The sequence below is a fragment of the Microbacterium sp. OR21 genome (assembly GCF_047306785.1).
Classification (GTDB): Bacteria; Actinomycetota; Actinomycetes; order Actinomycetales; family Microbacteriaceae; genus Microbacterium; species Microbacterium esteraromaticum_E.
Map to the genome: position 1 here is coordinate 794,392 of NZ_JAZEXJ010000003.1, position 15,010 is coordinate 809,401.

General features: G+C 70.3%; 16 protein-coding genes. 10 read left to right on the plus strand and 6 right to left on the minus strand.

What is annotated here, in order from left to right; all coding sequences use genetic code 11:
* Positions 1–49: 49 nt before the first annotated feature.
* Genes V2S04_RS12415 through V2S04_RS12430 form a run of 4 tightly spaced genes read right to left on the minus strand, consistent with a single transcriptional unit; the run spans position 50 to position 1,742 of the window.
* Complete coding sequence (locus V2S04_RS12415) at positions 50–658, minus strand: CYTH domain-containing protein (RefSeq protein ID WP_413638723.1); 609 nt, start codon at positions 656–658, stop codon at positions 50–52.
* A 13-nt stretch (positions 659–671) separates the two neighbouring features.
* On the minus strand, positions 672–887 hold the full coding sequence (locus V2S04_RS12420; RefSeq protein ID WP_099195450.1) for a response regulator: 216 nt from the start codon (positions 885–887) through the stop codon (positions 672–674).
* Positions 888–927: 40 nt separating this feature from the next.
* Positions 928–1,398, minus strand: coding sequence for a prepilin peptidase (locus V2S04_RS12425; protein ID WP_413638725.1), 471 nt, complete (start codon positions 1,396–1,398; stop codon positions 928–930).
* 53 nt (positions 1,399–1,451) lie between these two features.
* Entirely contained in the window at positions 1,452–1,742 is a 291-nt protein-coding gene (locus V2S04_RS12430; protein WP_413638726.1) for a DUF1905 domain-containing protein, read from the minus strand.
* A gap of 101 nt (positions 1,743–1,843) precedes the next feature.
* Between V2S04_RS12430 and V2S04_RS12435 the strand changes: the two genes are divergently transcribed.
* Genes V2S04_RS12435 through V2S04_RS12445 form a run of 3 tightly spaced genes read left to right on the plus strand, consistent with a single transcriptional unit; the run spans position 1,844 to position 7,655 of the window.
* Positions 1,844–2,572: a hypothetical protein gene (locus tag V2S04_RS12435; protein ID WP_413638728.1), complete on the plus strand. Its 729-nt coding sequence runs from the start codon at positions 1,844–1,846 to the stop codon at positions 2,570–2,572.
* Entirely contained in the window at positions 2,569–4,140 is a 1,572-nt protein-coding gene (locus V2S04_RS12440; protein WP_413638729.1) for a DNA polymerase Y family protein, read from the plus strand. Before V2S04_RS12435 ends, V2S04_RS12440 begins: the two co-directional genes overlap by 4 nt.
* Positions 4,140–7,655, plus strand: a complete 3,516-nt coding sequence (locus tag V2S04_RS12445) for an error-prone DNA polymerase (RefSeq protein ID WP_413638730.1) — start codon at positions 4,140–4,142, stop codon at positions 7,653–7,655. The genes V2S04_RS12440 and V2S04_RS12445 overlap by 1 nt, the downstream gene beginning before the upstream one ends.
* A gap of 27 nt (positions 7,656–7,682) precedes the next feature.
* Here the strand turns inward: V2S04_RS12445 and V2S04_RS12450 are convergent, their stop codons facing one another.
* Positions 7,683–8,048: a hypothetical protein gene (locus V2S04_RS12450; protein WP_413638731.1), complete on the minus strand. Its 366-nt coding sequence runs from the start codon at positions 8,046–8,048 to the stop codon at positions 7,683–7,685.
* A gap of 77 nt (positions 8,049–8,125) precedes the next feature.
* Between V2S04_RS12450 and V2S04_RS12455 the strand changes: the two genes are divergently transcribed.
* The 6 genes from V2S04_RS12455 (at position 8,126) to V2S04_RS12480 (ending at position 12,827) form a co-directional block, all read left to right on the plus strand.
* Positions 8,126–10,336 (plus strand): MMPL family transporter, encoded by a 2,211-nt coding sequence (locus V2S04_RS12455; RefSeq protein WP_413638732.1) that lies wholly within the window; start codon positions 8,126–8,128, stop codon positions 10,334–10,336.
* Positions 10,337–10,341: 5 nt separating this feature from the next.
* The gene (locus V2S04_RS12460; protein ID WP_413638733.1) at positions 10,342–10,779 is read left to right on the plus strand and encodes a pyrimidine dimer DNA glycosylase/endonuclease V; all 438 of its coding nucleotides are present in this window, start codon (positions 10,342–10,344) and stop codon (positions 10,777–10,779) included.
* Between the two features lie 49 nt (positions 10,780–10,828).
* Positions 10,829–11,254, plus strand: coding sequence for a pyridoxamine 5'-phosphate oxidase family protein (locus V2S04_RS12465; RefSeq protein ID WP_413638734.1), 426 nt, complete (start codon positions 10,829–10,831; stop codon positions 11,252–11,254).
* 113 nt (positions 11,255–11,367) lie between these two features.
* Positions 11,368–11,628 carry a Rho termination factor N-terminal domain-containing protein gene (locus V2S04_RS12470; protein WP_413638736.1) on the plus strand — a complete coding sequence of 87 codons (261 nt, stop codon included), beginning with the start codon at positions 11,368–11,370 and terminating at the stop codon, positions 11,626–11,628.
* 45 nt (positions 11,629–11,673) lie between these two features.
* Positions 11,674–12,372, plus strand: a complete 699-nt coding sequence (locus V2S04_RS12475; protein WP_413638737.1) for an NADPH-dependent F420 reductase — start codon at positions 11,674–11,676, stop codon at positions 12,370–12,372.
* Positions 12,369–12,827, plus strand: coding sequence for a hypothetical protein (locus V2S04_RS12480; RefSeq protein ID WP_413638738.1), 459 nt, complete (start codon positions 12,369–12,371; stop codon positions 12,825–12,827). The genes V2S04_RS12475 and V2S04_RS12480 overlap by 4 nt, the downstream gene beginning before the upstream one ends.
* Positions 12,828–13,296: 469 nt before the next feature.
* Here V2S04_RS12480 and V2S04_RS12485 read toward each other — a convergent pair whose 3' ends face one another.
* Positions 13,297–13,803, minus strand: coding sequence for a metallophosphoesterase family protein (locus V2S04_RS12485; protein WP_413638740.1), 507 nt, complete (start codon positions 13,801–13,803; stop codon positions 13,297–13,299).
* 201 nt (positions 13,804–14,004) lie between these two features.
* Here V2S04_RS12485 and V2S04_RS12490 point away from each other — a divergent pair, with 201 nt between their 5' ends.
* Positions 14,005–14,991: a TerC family protein gene (locus V2S04_RS12490; protein ID WP_413638742.1), complete on the plus strand. Its 987-nt coding sequence runs from the start codon at positions 14,005–14,007 to the stop codon at positions 14,989–14,991.
* Positions 14,992–15,010: the final 19 nt, after the last annotated feature.

The window sequence follows — 15,010 nt, forward strand, 5'->3', positions numbered from 1 at the left end:
GCAGCGCGGGTGAAAGGGGTTGCCACCGTGATCACCGTCTGCGTGAGGATCACAGCCCGAGGGCGCGGGCGAGCTTCGAGCCGGACGACGGCTCGCGGCCCCCCGCCGCGAACACGGCGGCATCGACCGCCGCGAAGAACGCGCTCCGATCATCAGGCGCTGCCGGCCCCAGCTCCATCTCCCACTCGCGCCATTCGCGCCGGATGCCGGTGCGCAGATCCGTCGCCCTGACGTGATCGTCGACGAATTCCGCGATCACCCCGTCGGCGCCGTGCAGGAGAAAGGCCGTGCGGGAGTTCTCGATGCGCGCGATGGGATGCAGCTCGGCATCCGTCCACTGGGCGACCATCTCGGCCACGGCATCCGGCAGACGATCCTCGTCGCCGAGCGGCCAGCCGAGTTCGAGCCTGCCGTCGCCCTGCCGCGGACCCTTGATGTGCCAGCCCGCGTCGGGCCCGCCGGTGCGCCGGCGAAGAGCGATGCCGTTCCGGGCGAGGGCCGCGTCGGCGGTGTCGAGATAGCGCGCGTCGAGCTCTCGGAGTTCGCCGTCGTTCACCGAGACGACTCCGGGGACGCCGGACCAGTCGGGAAGCGCCGTGTCGGCGTCAGCGTCGTACTTGCGCTCGATCTCGAAGGTGCGCTGAGGCTCTGCGGTCACGTGATCGGCGCGGTCAGTCGTCGCCGGGGCTGATGTCGTCGCCCGCCTCGACGAACCAGAAGGCGGTCTCGGTGGGTCCGTCGTGCGCGCCGGTGTGGGTCGCCTCACCCTCGCGCCGGTAGGTGAGCTGCGTCTCGCTGTAGGGCAGGATCAGCGAGTCCTGATCCGCGTCGTCGAGCGGGATGATCTGCCCGTCGAGCGGGCCGCCGTGAAGTCGTGCGAGTGCCATGTGCTCACCCTATCCCCCTACGCCGACCGCACGGCGAAGCTCAGCCGATGCCGACGGCGAGGGCCGCCCCGATGATCATCCAGGGCCCGAACGCGATCCGCGTGTGGCGCGTGGCACGCCGGAGGGCCAGCAGCACGAGCGCGTGCAGCGCACCGAGCAGGAAGGCCGCCGCGGCCCCGATCAGCAGCGTCGACCAGCCGTGCCAGGCGAGGACCAGGCCGATCACTGCCGCGAGCTTGACGTCTCCCCCGCCCATGCCCTGCTTCGACACGAGGCGCAGCACCGCATAGAAGGCGCCGAGGGCGAGACCGCCGAGCAGGCTCCGCATCAGGCGCCCGGCGTCTGCCGTCGCGAGCGCCTCGACCACCACGAGCAGGATCAGGCAGGCCAGCGTCGGCAGCACGATGCGGTTCGGCAGCCGGTGCGTGCGCGCGTCGATCACGATGAGCGACAGGCCGACGGCGGCGAGCGCGAGATGCGCGATCAGCACGACTGCGGAGTGGAGTGTCACGCTCGCAGGCTAGGCGATCCGAGAGCGTCGCCGGAGAGGGCTGTGGAGAACCCTCAGACATCGAGGATGTCGAGATCGACCGTGACGACATCTCCCTCGTCGATCCCCTGCCGCTGACGCACCTGCCTCTTCAGCGGGAGCACGAAGGCGGAGCCGTCGAAGAAGATCGACGTCGTCCAGACCGTGACTCCTATCCGCGCCTGCACGCGCAGCGATCCGAAGCCGCGTGGCGGAGTCGGCAGCTCGCGGATCTCGAGCGAGAGCTGCTCGGGCAGCGTGGCGAAGTACCAGGCATCGACCCTGGCCTGCCATCGGGTGACCTCGCTGTCGAACTCGATCCGCATGCCCCCAGCGTAATCGCGGCCGGATTTCGGCGATGTCGGATGTGCGAATTAGCCTCTCAGAAGAACTTGAAGTGTTCGAAGCTTTATTCGAGGATGGATGCATGGGGATCAGAACGACCGCGGCACTCTCCCCCGCCGATGAACGGGCAGGAGACATTCTGCGCCTGCGCCGCGAGATCGGGCGCATGCAGCGCCGTCGCAGCGACGACGCTCACCTGCCGATGCCCGCCGCGCTGCGTGATCTGCTGCCCCAGGGCGGACTGCAGACCGGCACGGTGTACTCGGTCTCACCCTCGCCGAGCCTGATCTTCGCCCTGATGAGCGCCCTCTCGCAGCGCGGCGGCTGGTGCGCCGCCGTCGGCATGCCCACGCTCGGTCTCGAAGCCGCAGCCGCTTTCGGCATCGACCTGTCCCGGCTGATCCTGGTGCCCGAGCCGGGCGAGCGCTGGCTGGCCGTCGTCTCCGCTCTGGCCGAGGTGGTGCCGCTGATCGCGATGAATCCCGGCTCTCAGGTGCGGGATGCCGATGCCGCCCGTCTCGCCGCCCGCCTGCGTGACCGCGGCTGCACCCTGCTCACCACCTCCCCCTGGCCGCAGGGCGAGGGGCTGATCACGCTGCACGACCCGCACTGGGAGGGGCTCGGCGAGGGGTGGGGCCTGCTGTCGGATCGCACGGTGACGGTCACCGCGCAGACCCGCTCCACCCCGGTGCCGAAGAGCCTGCGGGTGCGTCTGCCCGACGACCTCGGGCGCATCGACACGGCCGCCGAACCCGCCGTCGATCCGCGTGAGGCGCTGCCGACGCATCCGAGCTGGGCGGTGGCGTCATGAGCACCTCGAGTGCACCGGTCGCCGAGGCGATGCGTGTGCACGTGCTGTGGTTCCCGGACTGGCCGCTGCGCGCCGCTCTGGGCACCGCGCCCCCGCATCCGCCCACCGCTCTCGTGCGCGCCGGGCTCGTCTCGGCCTGCACAGACTCGGCCCGGGCGCACGGTGTGCGCGTCGGACAGCGCAAGAGGCAGGCGCAGAGCCGGCTGCCGTCGCTGCGGATGCTGCCGCACGACGAGACCGCCGACGAGCGGGCCTTCCTGCCCGTGCTGCGCCTGATCGAGGCGCACGCCCCCGGCGTGCATCTGCTGCGCCCCGGGCTCGCCGCCCTGCGCTCGCGCGGCATCTCGCGCTACCACGACGGAGAGGAGGGGGCGGCGTCCGCACTGCTGCGCGTGCTCTCCGACGCCGGCTACGACGAGGCGCGCATCGGCGTGGCAGACGGCATGTTCACCGCTGAGCTCGCCGCTCGCGCGGCTCCGCCCCGCGACGACGGAGTCGATCCGTGGTCGGTGATCCCGTCCGGCGCCTCCCGGGCGTTCCTCGCTCCGCTGCCCCTGCAGGTGCTCGGCGAACCCGAGCTCGCCGACCTGCTGCGGCGGCTGGGGGTCACCACCCTCGGCGAGTTCGCGGCCCTCGACGCGCTCTCGGTGCGAGCGCGGTTCGGCGAGCACGGGGCACGGCTGCACGATCTGGCATCCGGAGCCGACTCCCGCCCGCTCACCCCGCGCCCGCCCGATCCGCAGCTGGCGCGCGAGGTGCAGTTCGAGACCCCGCTCGGGCAGTCTGATCAGATCGCGTTCGCCGTGCGGCAGACGGCGGATGCCGTGCTGCTCGCCCTCGCCGACGTCTCGGCCGTGTGCACCGAGGTGCGCATCGACCTCACCGACGATGATGGGGCGGTCTTCTCGCGCACCTGGCTGCACCCGACCTGCTTCGATGCCGGCGACCTCGTCGACCGGGTGCGCTGGCAGCTCGAGACGATCGTCGACGACGCACCCGACGATGCCGCACATGCCTTCCGCGGCATCGTCGGAGTGCGGCTCGCGCCGGTCGCGGTCGACGACGCCGCGCATCACCAGCCTGGCCTGTTCGGCTCGGGCACCGATGAGCGGCTGCATCACGCGGTCTCCCGCGTGCAGACTCTGCTCGGGCATCGAGGGGTGAGCACGGCGGCGATGTCGGGCGGGCGCATGCTGGCCGATCGCCAGGTGCTCACGCCGTGGGGCGAGCGCCCTCTCGTGCAGCGGGATCCCTCGCAGCCGTGGCCGGGCAGCCTGCCAGATCCGCTGCCGACCGAGGTGTACACGCCGATGCGTCCGGTGCGGGTGAGCGGTGCCGGCGGCGTCGAGATCCGCATCGACGAGCGCGGTGCGCTGTCGGCGCCGCCTGCGCTCATCGAAGACAGCGAGGTGGTCGGCTGGGCGGGTCCGTGGCCGGTGCACGAGCATCGGTGGGATGCCGAGCGCGCCCACTCCGGACACCGCTTCCAGCTGCTCGACGCCGGGCACCGCGCCTGGCTGGTGTTCCATTCGTCAGACGGCTGGTGGGCCGAGGGGCGGTACCGCTGATGGGCTTCAGCAACCCGCCGCAGACCTGGAAGGAGCTGGAGCGCACCCTCAACATCGACCGTCCTGCTCCCGTGCAGGGCGAGCCGGTGCGCCCTCGCGCCGACCCGGGTCCGGTGAGCCGACGTCGGCGGCCCTCCGAGCTCCCGGGGGTGACGCGTCCGAGTGATGCGGTGCCGTACGCCGAGCTGCACGCGCACTCCTGGTACTCGTTCCTCGACGGCGCCTCCTCTCCCGAGGACCTGCTGGCCGAGGCCGAGCGTCTCGGGCTCAGTGCTCTCGCGATCACCGATCATGACGGCTTCTACGGGGCATCCCGCTTCGCGGAGGTGGCCGAGACGATGAACGCCGGGGTGCAGACGGTGTACGGCGCCGAGCTCTCCCTCGGCATCGTCGAGAACCCGCCTCGCACCCGGTCCCGCGTGCGGGCGGGCGCCCCCGATCCCGAAGGTGATCATCTGCTCGTGCTGGCCCGCGGCGCCGAGGGCTACCACCGCCTTTCCGGCGCCATCTCGGCGGCTCAGCTGCGCGGTGGCGAGAAGGGCCGCCCGGTGTACGACCTCGAAGAGCTCGCGGCGCGGGCTGACGGCCACTGGACCGTGCTGACCGGATGCCGCAAGGGAGCCGTGCGTCGCGGACTGGAGGCCGGAGATGCCGAGACCCCGCTGCAGCGGCTGGTCGACCTGTTCGGACATGACCGGGTGGCCGTGGAGCTGTTCGATCACGGCGACCCGCTCGACACCCGTCGCAACGACGCCCTCGCCGAGCTGGCCGAGCGCATGGGGCTGCCGGTGGTGGCGACGAGCAACGCGCATTACGCCGCCCCAGGCACCGCACGCCTGGCCGAAGCGGTCGCCGCCGTGCGGGCGGTGCGCAGCATGGACGATCTCGACGGCTGGCTGCCCGCGCACGGTGGGGCGCATCTGCGCAGCGGCGCGGAGATGGCGGCCCGGTTCCGCCGCTACCCCGGCGCGATCGAGCACGGGCTGCGCCTGGCCGCCGAATGCGCCTTCCCGCTGCGGTCGGCACGCCCCGCGCTGCCGAAGCAGGAGGTGCCCCACGGGCACACGCCGATGACCTGGCTGCGCCACCTCGTCTGGCAGGCGGTGCCCGATCGATACCCGCGTCTCGACGCGGCCGGGCGGGCGCGGATCGAGCGCGAGCTCGACGTCATCGACGAGAAGGACTTCCCCGGCTACTTCCTCATCGTGCACGGCATCGTGCAGGAGGCCAGGCGTCGCGGCATCCTGTGCCAGGGGCGCGGATCGGCCGCGGCGAGCGCGGTCTGCTATCTGCTGGGCATCACCGCGGTCGACCCGATCCTGTACGGGCTGCCGTTCGAGCGCTTCCTCGCCACCACCCGCACCGAAGAGCCCGACATCGACGTGGACTTCGACTCCGATCGCCGTGAGGAGATCATCCAGTGGGTGTACGAGACCTACGGTCGCGAGCGCGCCGCTCAGGTCGCGAACGTGATCCAGTACCGGCCGAAGAACGCCGTGCGCGACATGGCACGGGCGCTGGGGTACTCCCCCGGTCAGCAGGACGCCTGGTCGAAGCAGGTCGACGGCTGGAGCACGGGTCTGCAGCCGGTGGAGGGCCATGACATCCCCGATGACGTGCTGGGCTATGCCGACGACCTGCTGCGAGCGCCGCGGCATCTCGGCATCCACTCCGGCGGGATGGTGCTCACCGACCGCCCGGTGGGCGAGGTGGTGCCGGTCGAGCACGCCCGCATGGAGAAGCGCACGGTGATCCAGTGGGACAAGGACGACGCGGCGTCGATGGGGCTGGTGAAGTTCGATCTGCTCGGGCTCGGGATGCTCGCGGCGCTGCAGCACTGCTTCGACCTCATCCGGGCATCCACCGGCGAGCACTGGACGCTCGAGACGATCCCCAAGGAGGAGGCGGGGGTCTACGACATGCTCTGCCGGGCCGACTCGATCGGGGTGTTCCAGGTCGAGTCGCGGGCGCAGATGGGTCTGCTGCCCCGGCTGCAGCCGCGCCGCTTCTACGACCTGGCCATCCAGATCGCGCTCATCCGCCCCGGCCCCATCCAGGGCGGGGCGGTGCACCCGTTCGTGCGCCGCAAGCTCGAGAAGGACCGGGTGGATGCCGAGAACCGCGAGCGCCTGCGCCGGGGCGAGCAGCCGGTGCCGTTCGAGATCCCGTACCCGCACCGCGATCTGGAGCCGATCCTCAGGCGCACGCTGGGGGTGCCGATCTTCCAGGAGCAGCTGATCCAGATGGCCACCGCGATCGGCGACTGCACTGCGGATGAGGCGGATCTGCTGCGCCGGGCGATGGGCTCGAAGCGCGGGCTGGAGCGGATCGAGAAGGTCAGGGAGAAGCTGTACGCGGGAATGAGCCGGCGGGGGCTGAGCGCGGAGGTCTCGGATCGCATCTACGCGCAGATCCAGGCGTTCTCGAACTTCGGCTTCGCCGAGTCGCATTCGCTGTCGTTCGCACTGCTCGTCTACGCCAGCTCGTGGATCAAGCTGCACTATCCGGCGGCGTTCCTGGCCGGGCTGCTGCGGGCGCAGCCGATGGGCTTCTACTCGGCGGCCTCCCTCACCGCGGATGCCCGTCATCACGGCGTGCAGGTGCGCCGGCCCGATCTGCATGCGTCCGGCGTGATGGACGGGCTGGAGCCGATCGGCTCGTCCGCTGCCGGTTCCGATGCCGACGCGGGTCCGGATGTCGGGACGGGGCCGACCGGGCGGGAGTCCTGCGCGGCGTTCGATCAGCCGACTCCCCTGCGGTTCGACATCGACGCCCCCGATGAATCGGTCGCGCACCGCCGGGACGGCCGGTTCGCCGTGCGGCTCGGCCTGTCGGGAGTCCGAGGGATCGGGGTGAAGCTGGCGGAGCGTATCGTCGCCTCCCGCGACGAGCACGGGCCGTTCCGCGACCTGCACGACCTGGTGCGGCGCACCGACGCCACGACGGCGCAGATCGAGGCGCTGGCCACCGCCGGCGCCTTCGAGTGCCTGGGGCTGAGCAGACGCGAGGGCATCTGGCTCGCGGGCACCGCAGCCGAGGACCGGGCGCGCTTCCTGCCCGGCACCGCCCTCTCGGTGCAGCCGCCGCTGTTCTCCGACCAGTCCGGGTACGAGCGCCTTGCCGCCGACCTCTGGGCGACGGGCGTCTCGATCGACGATCACCCGATGGCGCATCTGCGGGCAGCGCTCGACGAGCGGGGCGTGCTGACCTCAGCCGGGCTGCGCACCCACGAGACGGGGCGCCGCATCGAAGTCGCCGGAGTGGTCACGCATCGCCAGCGCCCCGCGACGGCGAGCGGCGTCACCTTCCTGAATCTCGAGGACGAGCACGGGCTGGTGAACATCATCTGCACCACGGGCGTCTGGGCGCGGTACCGGCGGGTGGCGCGCGACTCTCCCGCGCTCATCGTGCGGGGGCTCCTGGAGCGCTCCCCGGAAGGCGTCACGAACGTGCTGGCCGATGCGTTCGAGGATCTGCGCACCGGCCTCGCGCACCGCTCACGGGACTTCCGCTGACCCTCCAGCCCGCTTCCCGTGCGGCGCTCACCAGAACCGCTCGGGTACCTCGGCGGGCGGTTTGTCGGCACCGCCCCAGCGGTCGGATTCCGCCTTGGCCGCCGCGGCCGCGGCATCCGCCTCGCTGAGCGCCTCCTCGGCGGCCGAGACCGCATCCGAGAACCCGACGATGAGCGTCGTGCGGGGGTGACGCACCGACTCCGTGACGCGGCAGTCGCGCACGACGGCACGCCAGACGTCGACCTGCTCGCGCGAGGCGTCTCGCACCTCGTACTGGATGCCCCGGTCGAGGTCGCGGACGGCGATCACCGTGCCGTCGGCGGCCTGCGCGATCTCGACGTGATTGCCCCTCGGCACCGGAGCGGATGCCGAGATGACGAGTGTTCTCTGCATGCCCTCATGCTAGGCCTGTCAAGACCTCCGGTGACCTTTCTGCCGCCCAGTACCGTTGATCTGACGAGAGGACCCACATGAAGACGCGAGCCCAGCTCCGCCGGCAGCAGAACCGTCGACCGAAGACCGTCTGGCGCGTGCTGATCTCCGCCGCACTCATCCTGCTCTGGCTCACCGGAGCGGGTCTCGGCGGACCGCTGTTCGGCAAGATCGACGAGGTCTCCTCGAACGACCGCACGGCCTACCTGCCCGACTCGGCAGACGCGACCGAGGTGCAGACCGCCCTCGACGACTTCCTCGGCTCCGACTCCATCCCGGCAGTGGTCGTCTTCGACTCCGACGACGTGATCGACGACGCTCTGCGGGAGGACCTGGCCTCAGCGCTCGAGGAGGCGACGACCGCCGAGGGCGTGAAGGACGGCTCCTCGCCCGTCATCGTCTCCGACGACAAGCTCGCCGCCCAGGCCTTCGTGCCGATCGACGCCGACGCCGACATCGGCGAGATCTCCACCGCGCTCTCGTCCGACCTGCGCGCGAGCGTGCCTGACGGCGTGGATGTGTACATCACCGGCCCCGCCGGCTTCACCGCCGACCTCGTCGCCGGGTTCGCCGGCATCGACGGCATCCTGCTGCTGGTCGCTCTCGCAGCCGTGCTCGTCATCCTCATCATCGTCTACCGCTCGCTGCTGCTGCCCGTGGTCGTGCTCAGCACCAGCCTGTTCGCGCTGTGCGTGGCGCTGCTGGTCGTGTGGTGGGCTGCCAAGTTCGGCATCCTGCTGCTCAGCGGTCAGACGCAGGGCATCCTGTTCATCCTCGTCATCGGAGCCGCGACCGACTACTCGCTGCTGATGGTGGCTCGCTTCCGGGAAGAGCTGCACATCACCGAGAACAGGTGGACGGCGGTGGCGGCCGCGTGGCGCGGCTCGTTCGAGCCCATCCTCGCCTCGGGCGGCACCGTGATCGCGGGCCTGCTGTGCCTGCTGCTTAGCGACCTGAAGTCGAACAGCACGCTGGGACCGGTGGCCGCGATCGGCATCGTCTTCGCGATGCTGGCCGCTCTGACACTGCTCCCCGCCCTCCTCGGGCTGTTCGGCCGGGCGGCGTTCTGGCCCAAGCGCCCGAAGTACGAGCCCGAGCGCGTCGCCGACGCGAGCCCCCTGGATGGGCGCGGACTGTGGCCGCGGCTCGCGCGCGGCATCCGCACCCGACCGCGCCTGATCTGGATCTCGACGGCCATCGTGCTGGCGATCGCCGCGGTCGGTGTCGTGCAGCTGGATGCCAAGGGAGTGCCGCAGTCGGATCTCGTCCTCGGCGTCTCCGAGGCGCGCGACGGACAGAATGTGCTCGGCGAGCACTTCCCCGGCGGATCGGGCAGCCCCGCCTATGTGCTCGTCAATGAGGGCCGGCTGCAGGACGCCGCTGACGTGCTGCTCGGCGACGACGGCGTCGACGGCGTCAGCGTGACCGCCGAGGACTCGCCGTCGGGCAGCGCCCCCGTCACCGAAGACGGCATCACCGCCTTCGGCCCTCCCGGCACCCCCGCACCCGAGCCGACGGTGATCGACGGCCGCGTGCTGCTGCAGGGCACGCTCACCGACGCTGCCGACTCGGCGGATGCCGAGGCGACGGTCGACCGGCTGCGCGCCGAGCTCGATGAGACCGGCGCCAAGGTCGGAGGTGTGACGGCCACGGCTGTCGACACGAACACGGCGTCCATCCACGACCGCAACCTGATCATCCCCGTCATCCTCGGCGTGATCCTCGTGATCCTCATGCTGCTGCTGCGGGCGATCCTCGCTCCCGTGCTGCTGATCCTCACGACGGTGCTCTCGTTCGGATCGGCGATGGGTGTGGCTGCGCTGCTGTTCAACGGCGTCTTCCAGTTCCCGGGGGCCGACCCGGCGGTGCCGCTGTTCGGCTTCGTGTTCCTGGTCGCGCTCGGCATCGACTACAACATCTTCCTGATGACCCGGGTGCGGGAGGAGTCGAAGCGGCACGGCACGCGCGAGGGCATCCTGCGCGGTCTGGCCGTGACCGGCGGCGTGATCACCTCGGCAGGACTCGTCTTGGCGGCGACGTTCGCGGCGCTGTCGGTGATCCCCATCCTGTTCCTCGTGCAGCTGGCCTTCATCGTCGCGTTCGGCGTGCTGCTCGACACGTTCGTCGTGCGCTCGCTGCTCGTGCCGGCGCTCAGCTACGACATCGGTCGAGCGATCTGGTGGCCGTCGAAGCTCAGCCGTCGTGACGCGGAGCCGTCGCCGGCGGCCGAGACGGCCGAGGAGCCCTGACTCGGGTGAGGATCTGGTCGCTGCACCCCGCGCACCTGGACCGGGCAGCTCTCGTCGCCTGCTGGCGCGAGGCGCTGCTCGCCCAGGCGGTGCTGGCCGGGCGCACGAAGGGCTACACCCGGCATCCGCAGCTCGAGCGCTTCCGCGCTCAATCCGACCCGCTCGGCTCGGTCGGGGCGTACCTGTCGGCGGTCGCGGATGAAGCAGATGCCCGTGGCTACCGCTTCGATCGCACGCGGATCCTCAGGCCCGGCCCCGCTGCCGTCCGCATCCCGGTGACAGACGACCAGCTGGCGCTGGAATGGCAGCATCTGGGCGCGAAGCTCGACCAGCGCAGTCCTGCGGATGCGGTGCGCTGGCGGGCGGCGACACCGAGCGCGCATCCGCTGTTCACCGTCGTCCCCGGCCCGGTGGAGGCGTGGGAGCGCGCGAGCACCGTCTGAGTCCGAAGATCCTCTCGCCGTCGCGCGGCGAGAGGCGTACCGTTCTGCTATGACCATCCAGGCCTCCGATCGCGCAGCCGTCGCGCACTTCGTCCGCGTGTGCGGATCCGGTGTGGTGGCGAGCATCGGCGCCGGCGGCGAACCGCAGGCGTCGTACGTCGGCCTCACCGCGACCGACGACGGCGTGCTGCTCTTCGACGCGACGAGCGATTCGCGCAAGGTCGCCAACATCCGCGAGCGCCCGCGGGTGGCGCTGGCGGTGACCGGTGCCGACACCTCGGTGCAGCTGGAGGGCCGCGCCCGCATCGCGCATGACGAGGAGCGCTGGCGGCTGGGCGAGGTGTACAGCGAGCGCTTCCCCGGATCGCGTGCGCTCGACGTCGGGTTCGAGCTCATCGTCGTCGAGGTGGACTGGGTGCGTGTGCACGACGCGGCCGAGCATCCGCCGCGGGTCATCGAGGCGACCTGGCAGTGAGCCGCGGATAGGCGCGGCGCCTGCGACTGTCAAGGCCGTTCGGGTCGGTGCCCGCGCTGCGTATCGTCGTGCGCGTCGCTGACTGCGACGTCCGACGACCCGAGGAGGCGGCCATGCCGAACCAGCCAGAGCTCAAGGACGAAGAGCTGTACGAGAAGCTGCGCGACGACGGCGCCTCGAAGGAGAAGGCTGCGCGCATCTCGAACGCCGCCGCCCGCGACGGCCGCTCGGCGGTGGGTCGCCGCGGTGGCGAGTCGGGCGACTACGAGGACTGGACGGTCGACGAGCTGAAGAAGCGCGCGAAGGAGCTCGGCATCGAGGGCTACTCCGACAAGCGCAAGGCCGAGCTCATCTCGATGCTGCGTGACCACTGAGCCCGCGCGGCCGGCGTATGACGAGCCGCGCCGTACGATGACGAGGTGACCGTCACCTCCCCCATCCGCACCCTCGGCATCATCGGCGCCGGCCGGCTGGGGCGGGTGCTGGCGGCGCTGGCGGTGGATGCCGGATATCGCGTCGTCGTCGCGCGGTCGGGCGATCCCGCGCCGGTGGCACGGACGATCGCCGCGATCGGCGCCACGGCGGCGACCGTCTCCGAGGTCATCGCCGTATCGGATGCGGTGATCCTGGCGCTGCCGCTCAGCCGCTGCCACACGCTTCCGGCCGACGAGATGCGCGGGATGCTGGTGATCGACGCCATGAACTACTGGTGGGGTGCCGACGGCGACCGTCCCGACCTCGACGATCCGCGGACGTCGACGAGCGAGCTGGTTCAGCGGCACCTCGCCGGGGCGCGCGTCGTCAAGGGACTCGGGCACATGGGGTACCACGACATGGAGGACGAGGCTCGTCCGCCAGGCACCCCCGGGCGCAAGGCGATCGCGATCGCCGGTGACACCGCCGCCGACCTCGACATCGTGTCGCGGCTTATCGACGATCTCGGGTTCGACACCGTGATCGCCGGGTCACTGGCATCCGGCATCATGCTCGAACCCGGGGCCGACGCCTTCGGCGCCGACGTCGGCGCAGATGAGCTGCGCGAGATGCTCGACGGGTTCGCGACCTCCCAGCGGGGCATCGTGGTGGCCAGAGCGAGGGGCGGCTCGCTGCCGACATGACCGTCAGCGCTCTGCACGCCGGTGACGGAGTCGACGGCGGCGACGGGCTGCGGGGCCGCGTTGGCGCGGACCAGGTGCTCGAGCTGGTGGACCCAGCCGAGGATCACGGCGAACGCGATCGCCTCGAAGACGGTGAGGGAGATCGCCTCGAGTTTCAGCGCCCCCAGGGCGCAGATGAGAACGAGGGCGCTCACGACCGTGCCGCGCTGCAGCCTGACGCAGAGCTGCCACAGCAGCACGCGGTGCGAGAGCAGCAGCAGCGCGAACGACAGCACGGCGCCGTTCGTCGCCCACTCGTGCGCCACGGGGTCGAGCGAGAGGGGGAAGGCTCCGATCGCGAGCAGGCTCACACCGAGACCCGTGATCGCCTGGGGCATGAACACAGTCGCCAGTCGGAGTCGCTGAGGCTGCGTGGTCATCACGGCGCGCAGGCGCACCCGCAGCACCCAGGATGACCCGGCGATGATCGCGCCGCTGACGATCAGGCCGCCGTTGAAGGCGAGACTCGAGAAATCGCCCATCATGCCGAGTCGACTGAAGTAGAGTCGCCACCAGTCGGCGTCGGTGGTGGTCGCCGCAGAGACGAGGATCGACCCGCACAGAAGCAGCGCGGCGCAGAGCACCCAGGTCAGCCGGGGCACCGCGCCGTCGTCGCTCTCCGCGAGTCGGACCTGGCGGGGCCGTGCGAAGCCCATGCCGAGAACCGGTACCGTCAGCAGCGCCTGCGCAGTCATCTATCCGCCCCATCACCCGCGCGCGAGCGATGCGAGGTGACAATCACTCGAGTGCGCGGATCGAACACGGAGTCCCTCAAATGCTCCGCTTCTTGGAGCCTATTCGGCATCGGTGCTGTCCGGCGACCATTTTCGGGGGATCATACGCCATACGACGCGTCGATGCGCCCTGAGAACCCGACGAACCGGTCTACTCAGAGCGCTCCACCGGGATGATGGCGGCCTCGAGCGTGCTGGACACGACCTCGACTCTCATCATGGTGCAGATCGGCTGACGGCGCCGATCCGTCGGCGAACCGGGGTTGAGCAGCCGCATGCCGCCCGGCGTGACGGTGTCCCACGGGATGTGCGAGTGCCCGAACACGACGACGTCGGTGTCGGGGAACGCGTCGTCCATGCGCTCCTCGCGCCTGCGGGCAGGGCCGGTCTCATGGACCACCGCGAAGCGCAGACCGTCGACGACGAAGCGGGCGACCTCGGGAAGGCGCTCCCGCAGCTCGCCGCCGTCGTTGTTGCCGTATACGCCGTGGAAGCGCGCGGATCGGGTCTCGATCAGGTCTAGGGTGGCGACATCGACCCAGTCTCCCGCGTGCACGACGATGTCTGCAGAGTCGACCGCCTCGAGCACCGCGTCGGGGAGGCGTCTCGCTCGTGCGGGAATGTGAGTGTCGGCGAGCAGCAGGAGCGTGGTCGTCATGGTGCCGTCAGTATCCCATCGACGTCCGCGCGCGTGTGCGGGATGCGTTGCGAGAGCGATTAGACTGATCACCACAAGGGGAGTACTCCTGCGCGGTGGGTCGTCACCACGGATGCACGTCGCATCCCGGTCCACCGGTTCCCGATTCGGGCACGGAGAAGACCTTGGCGTCATTCGTTCGCCTCAGGTCAGGAGACCCCCTTGGAAGTCACGCCCTTCGTCTGGATCATCACGATCGCGGTCACCATCGCGTTCTTCATCTACGAGTTCTTCACGCATGTGCGCAAGCCCCACGAGCCGAGCATCGCGGAATCGGCGCGATGGTCGGCGTTCTACATCGCTCTCGCGCTGGTGTTCGGCGTCGGCGTCGGAGTGGTGTCGGGATGGACGTTCGGCGGCGAGTACTTCGCGGGCTATCTGACCGAGAAGGCGCTGTCGATCGACAACCTCTTCGTGTTCCTCATCGTGATGTCGAGCTTCGCCGTGCCGAAGATCTACCAGCAGAAGGTGCTGATGATCGGCATCGTCATCGCTCTGGTCCTGCGCGGCGTCTTCATCGCCGTCGGCGCGGCGCTGATCGAGAACTTCACCTGGGTCTTCTACCTCTTCGGCGCTCTGCTGCTGGTGCTCGCCTACCAGCAGGCGTTCTCGCACGGCGACTCGAACGTCGTCGACGGCAGGTTCATGCGGTTCGTCCGCCGGCATCTGCCGGTTACGGATGAGTACCACGAAGACAAGCTCACCGTGCGAAAGGAGGGCCGGCGGTGGGTGACGCCGATGATGCTGACCATCGTCGCCATCGGCTTCGTCGATCTCATCTTCGCCGTCGACTCCATCCCCGCGATCTACGGGCTGACCGAGCAGGCGTACCTCGTCTTCACCGCCAATGTCTTCGCGCTGATGGGGCTGCGCCAGCTCTTCTTCCTGATCGGCGGCCTGCTCGAGCGTCTGGTGTACCTGGCGCAGGGACTGGCCGTGATCCTCGCGTTCATCGGAGTGAAGCTGCTGATCCACGCGCTGCACAAGAACGAGCTGCCCTTCATCAACGGCGGCGAGCCGATCACGGTGATCCCCGAGATCCCGATCTGGCTGTCGCTGCTGTTCATCGCGGGCACGATCGCGGTGGCGACGGTCGCGAGCCTCAGGAAGACGCGGGTCGACGACCGGTCGGCGGTGGATCGGGTCTGATGTCGGCGGTTGCGCGCAG

Bases quoted from the DNA above. Each gene is read 5' to 3' on its own strand.
- V2S04_RS12420 (WP_099195450.1), bottom strand. From the start codon at position 887: ATGGCACTCGCACGACTTCACGGCGGCCCGCTCGACGGGCAGATCATC.
- V2S04_RS12430 (WP_413638726.1), bottom strand. From the start codon at position 1,742: ATGCGGATCGAGTTCGACAGCGAGGTCACCCGATGGCAGGCCAGGGTC.
- V2S04_RS12435 (WP_413638728.1), top strand. From the start codon at position 1,844: ATGGGGATCAGAACGACCGCGGCACTCTCCCCCGCCGATGAACGGGCA.
- V2S04_RS12440 (WP_413638729.1), top strand. From the start codon at position 2,569: ATGAGCACCTCGAGTGCACCGGTCGCCGAGGCGATGCGTGTGCACGTG.
- V2S04_RS12445 (WP_413638730.1), top strand. From the start codon at position 4,140: ATGGGCTTCAGCAACCCGCCGCAGACCTGGAAGGAGCTGGAGCGCACC.
- V2S04_RS12450 (WP_413638731.1), bottom strand. From the start codon at position 8,048: ATGCAGAGAACACTCGTCATCTCGGCATCCGCTCCGGTGCCGAGGGGC.
- V2S04_RS12455 (WP_413638732.1), top strand. From the start codon at position 8,126: ATGAAGACGCGAGCCCAGCTCCGCCGGCAGCAGAACCGTCGACCGAAG.
- V2S04_RS12465 (WP_413638734.1), top strand. From the start codon at position 10,829: ATGACCATCCAGGCCTCCGATCGCGCAGCCGTCGCGCACTTCGTCCGC.
- V2S04_RS12470 (WP_413638736.1), top strand. From the start codon at position 11,368: ATGCCGAACCAGCCAGAGCTCAAGGACGAAGAGCTGTACGAGAAGCTG.
- V2S04_RS12480 (WP_413638738.1), top strand. From the start codon at position 12,369: ATGACCGTCAGCGCTCTGCACGCCGGTGACGGAGTCGACGGCGGCGAC.
- V2S04_RS12485 (WP_413638740.1), bottom strand. From the start codon at position 13,803: ATGACGACCACGCTCCTGCTGCTCGCCGACACTCACATTCCCGCACGA.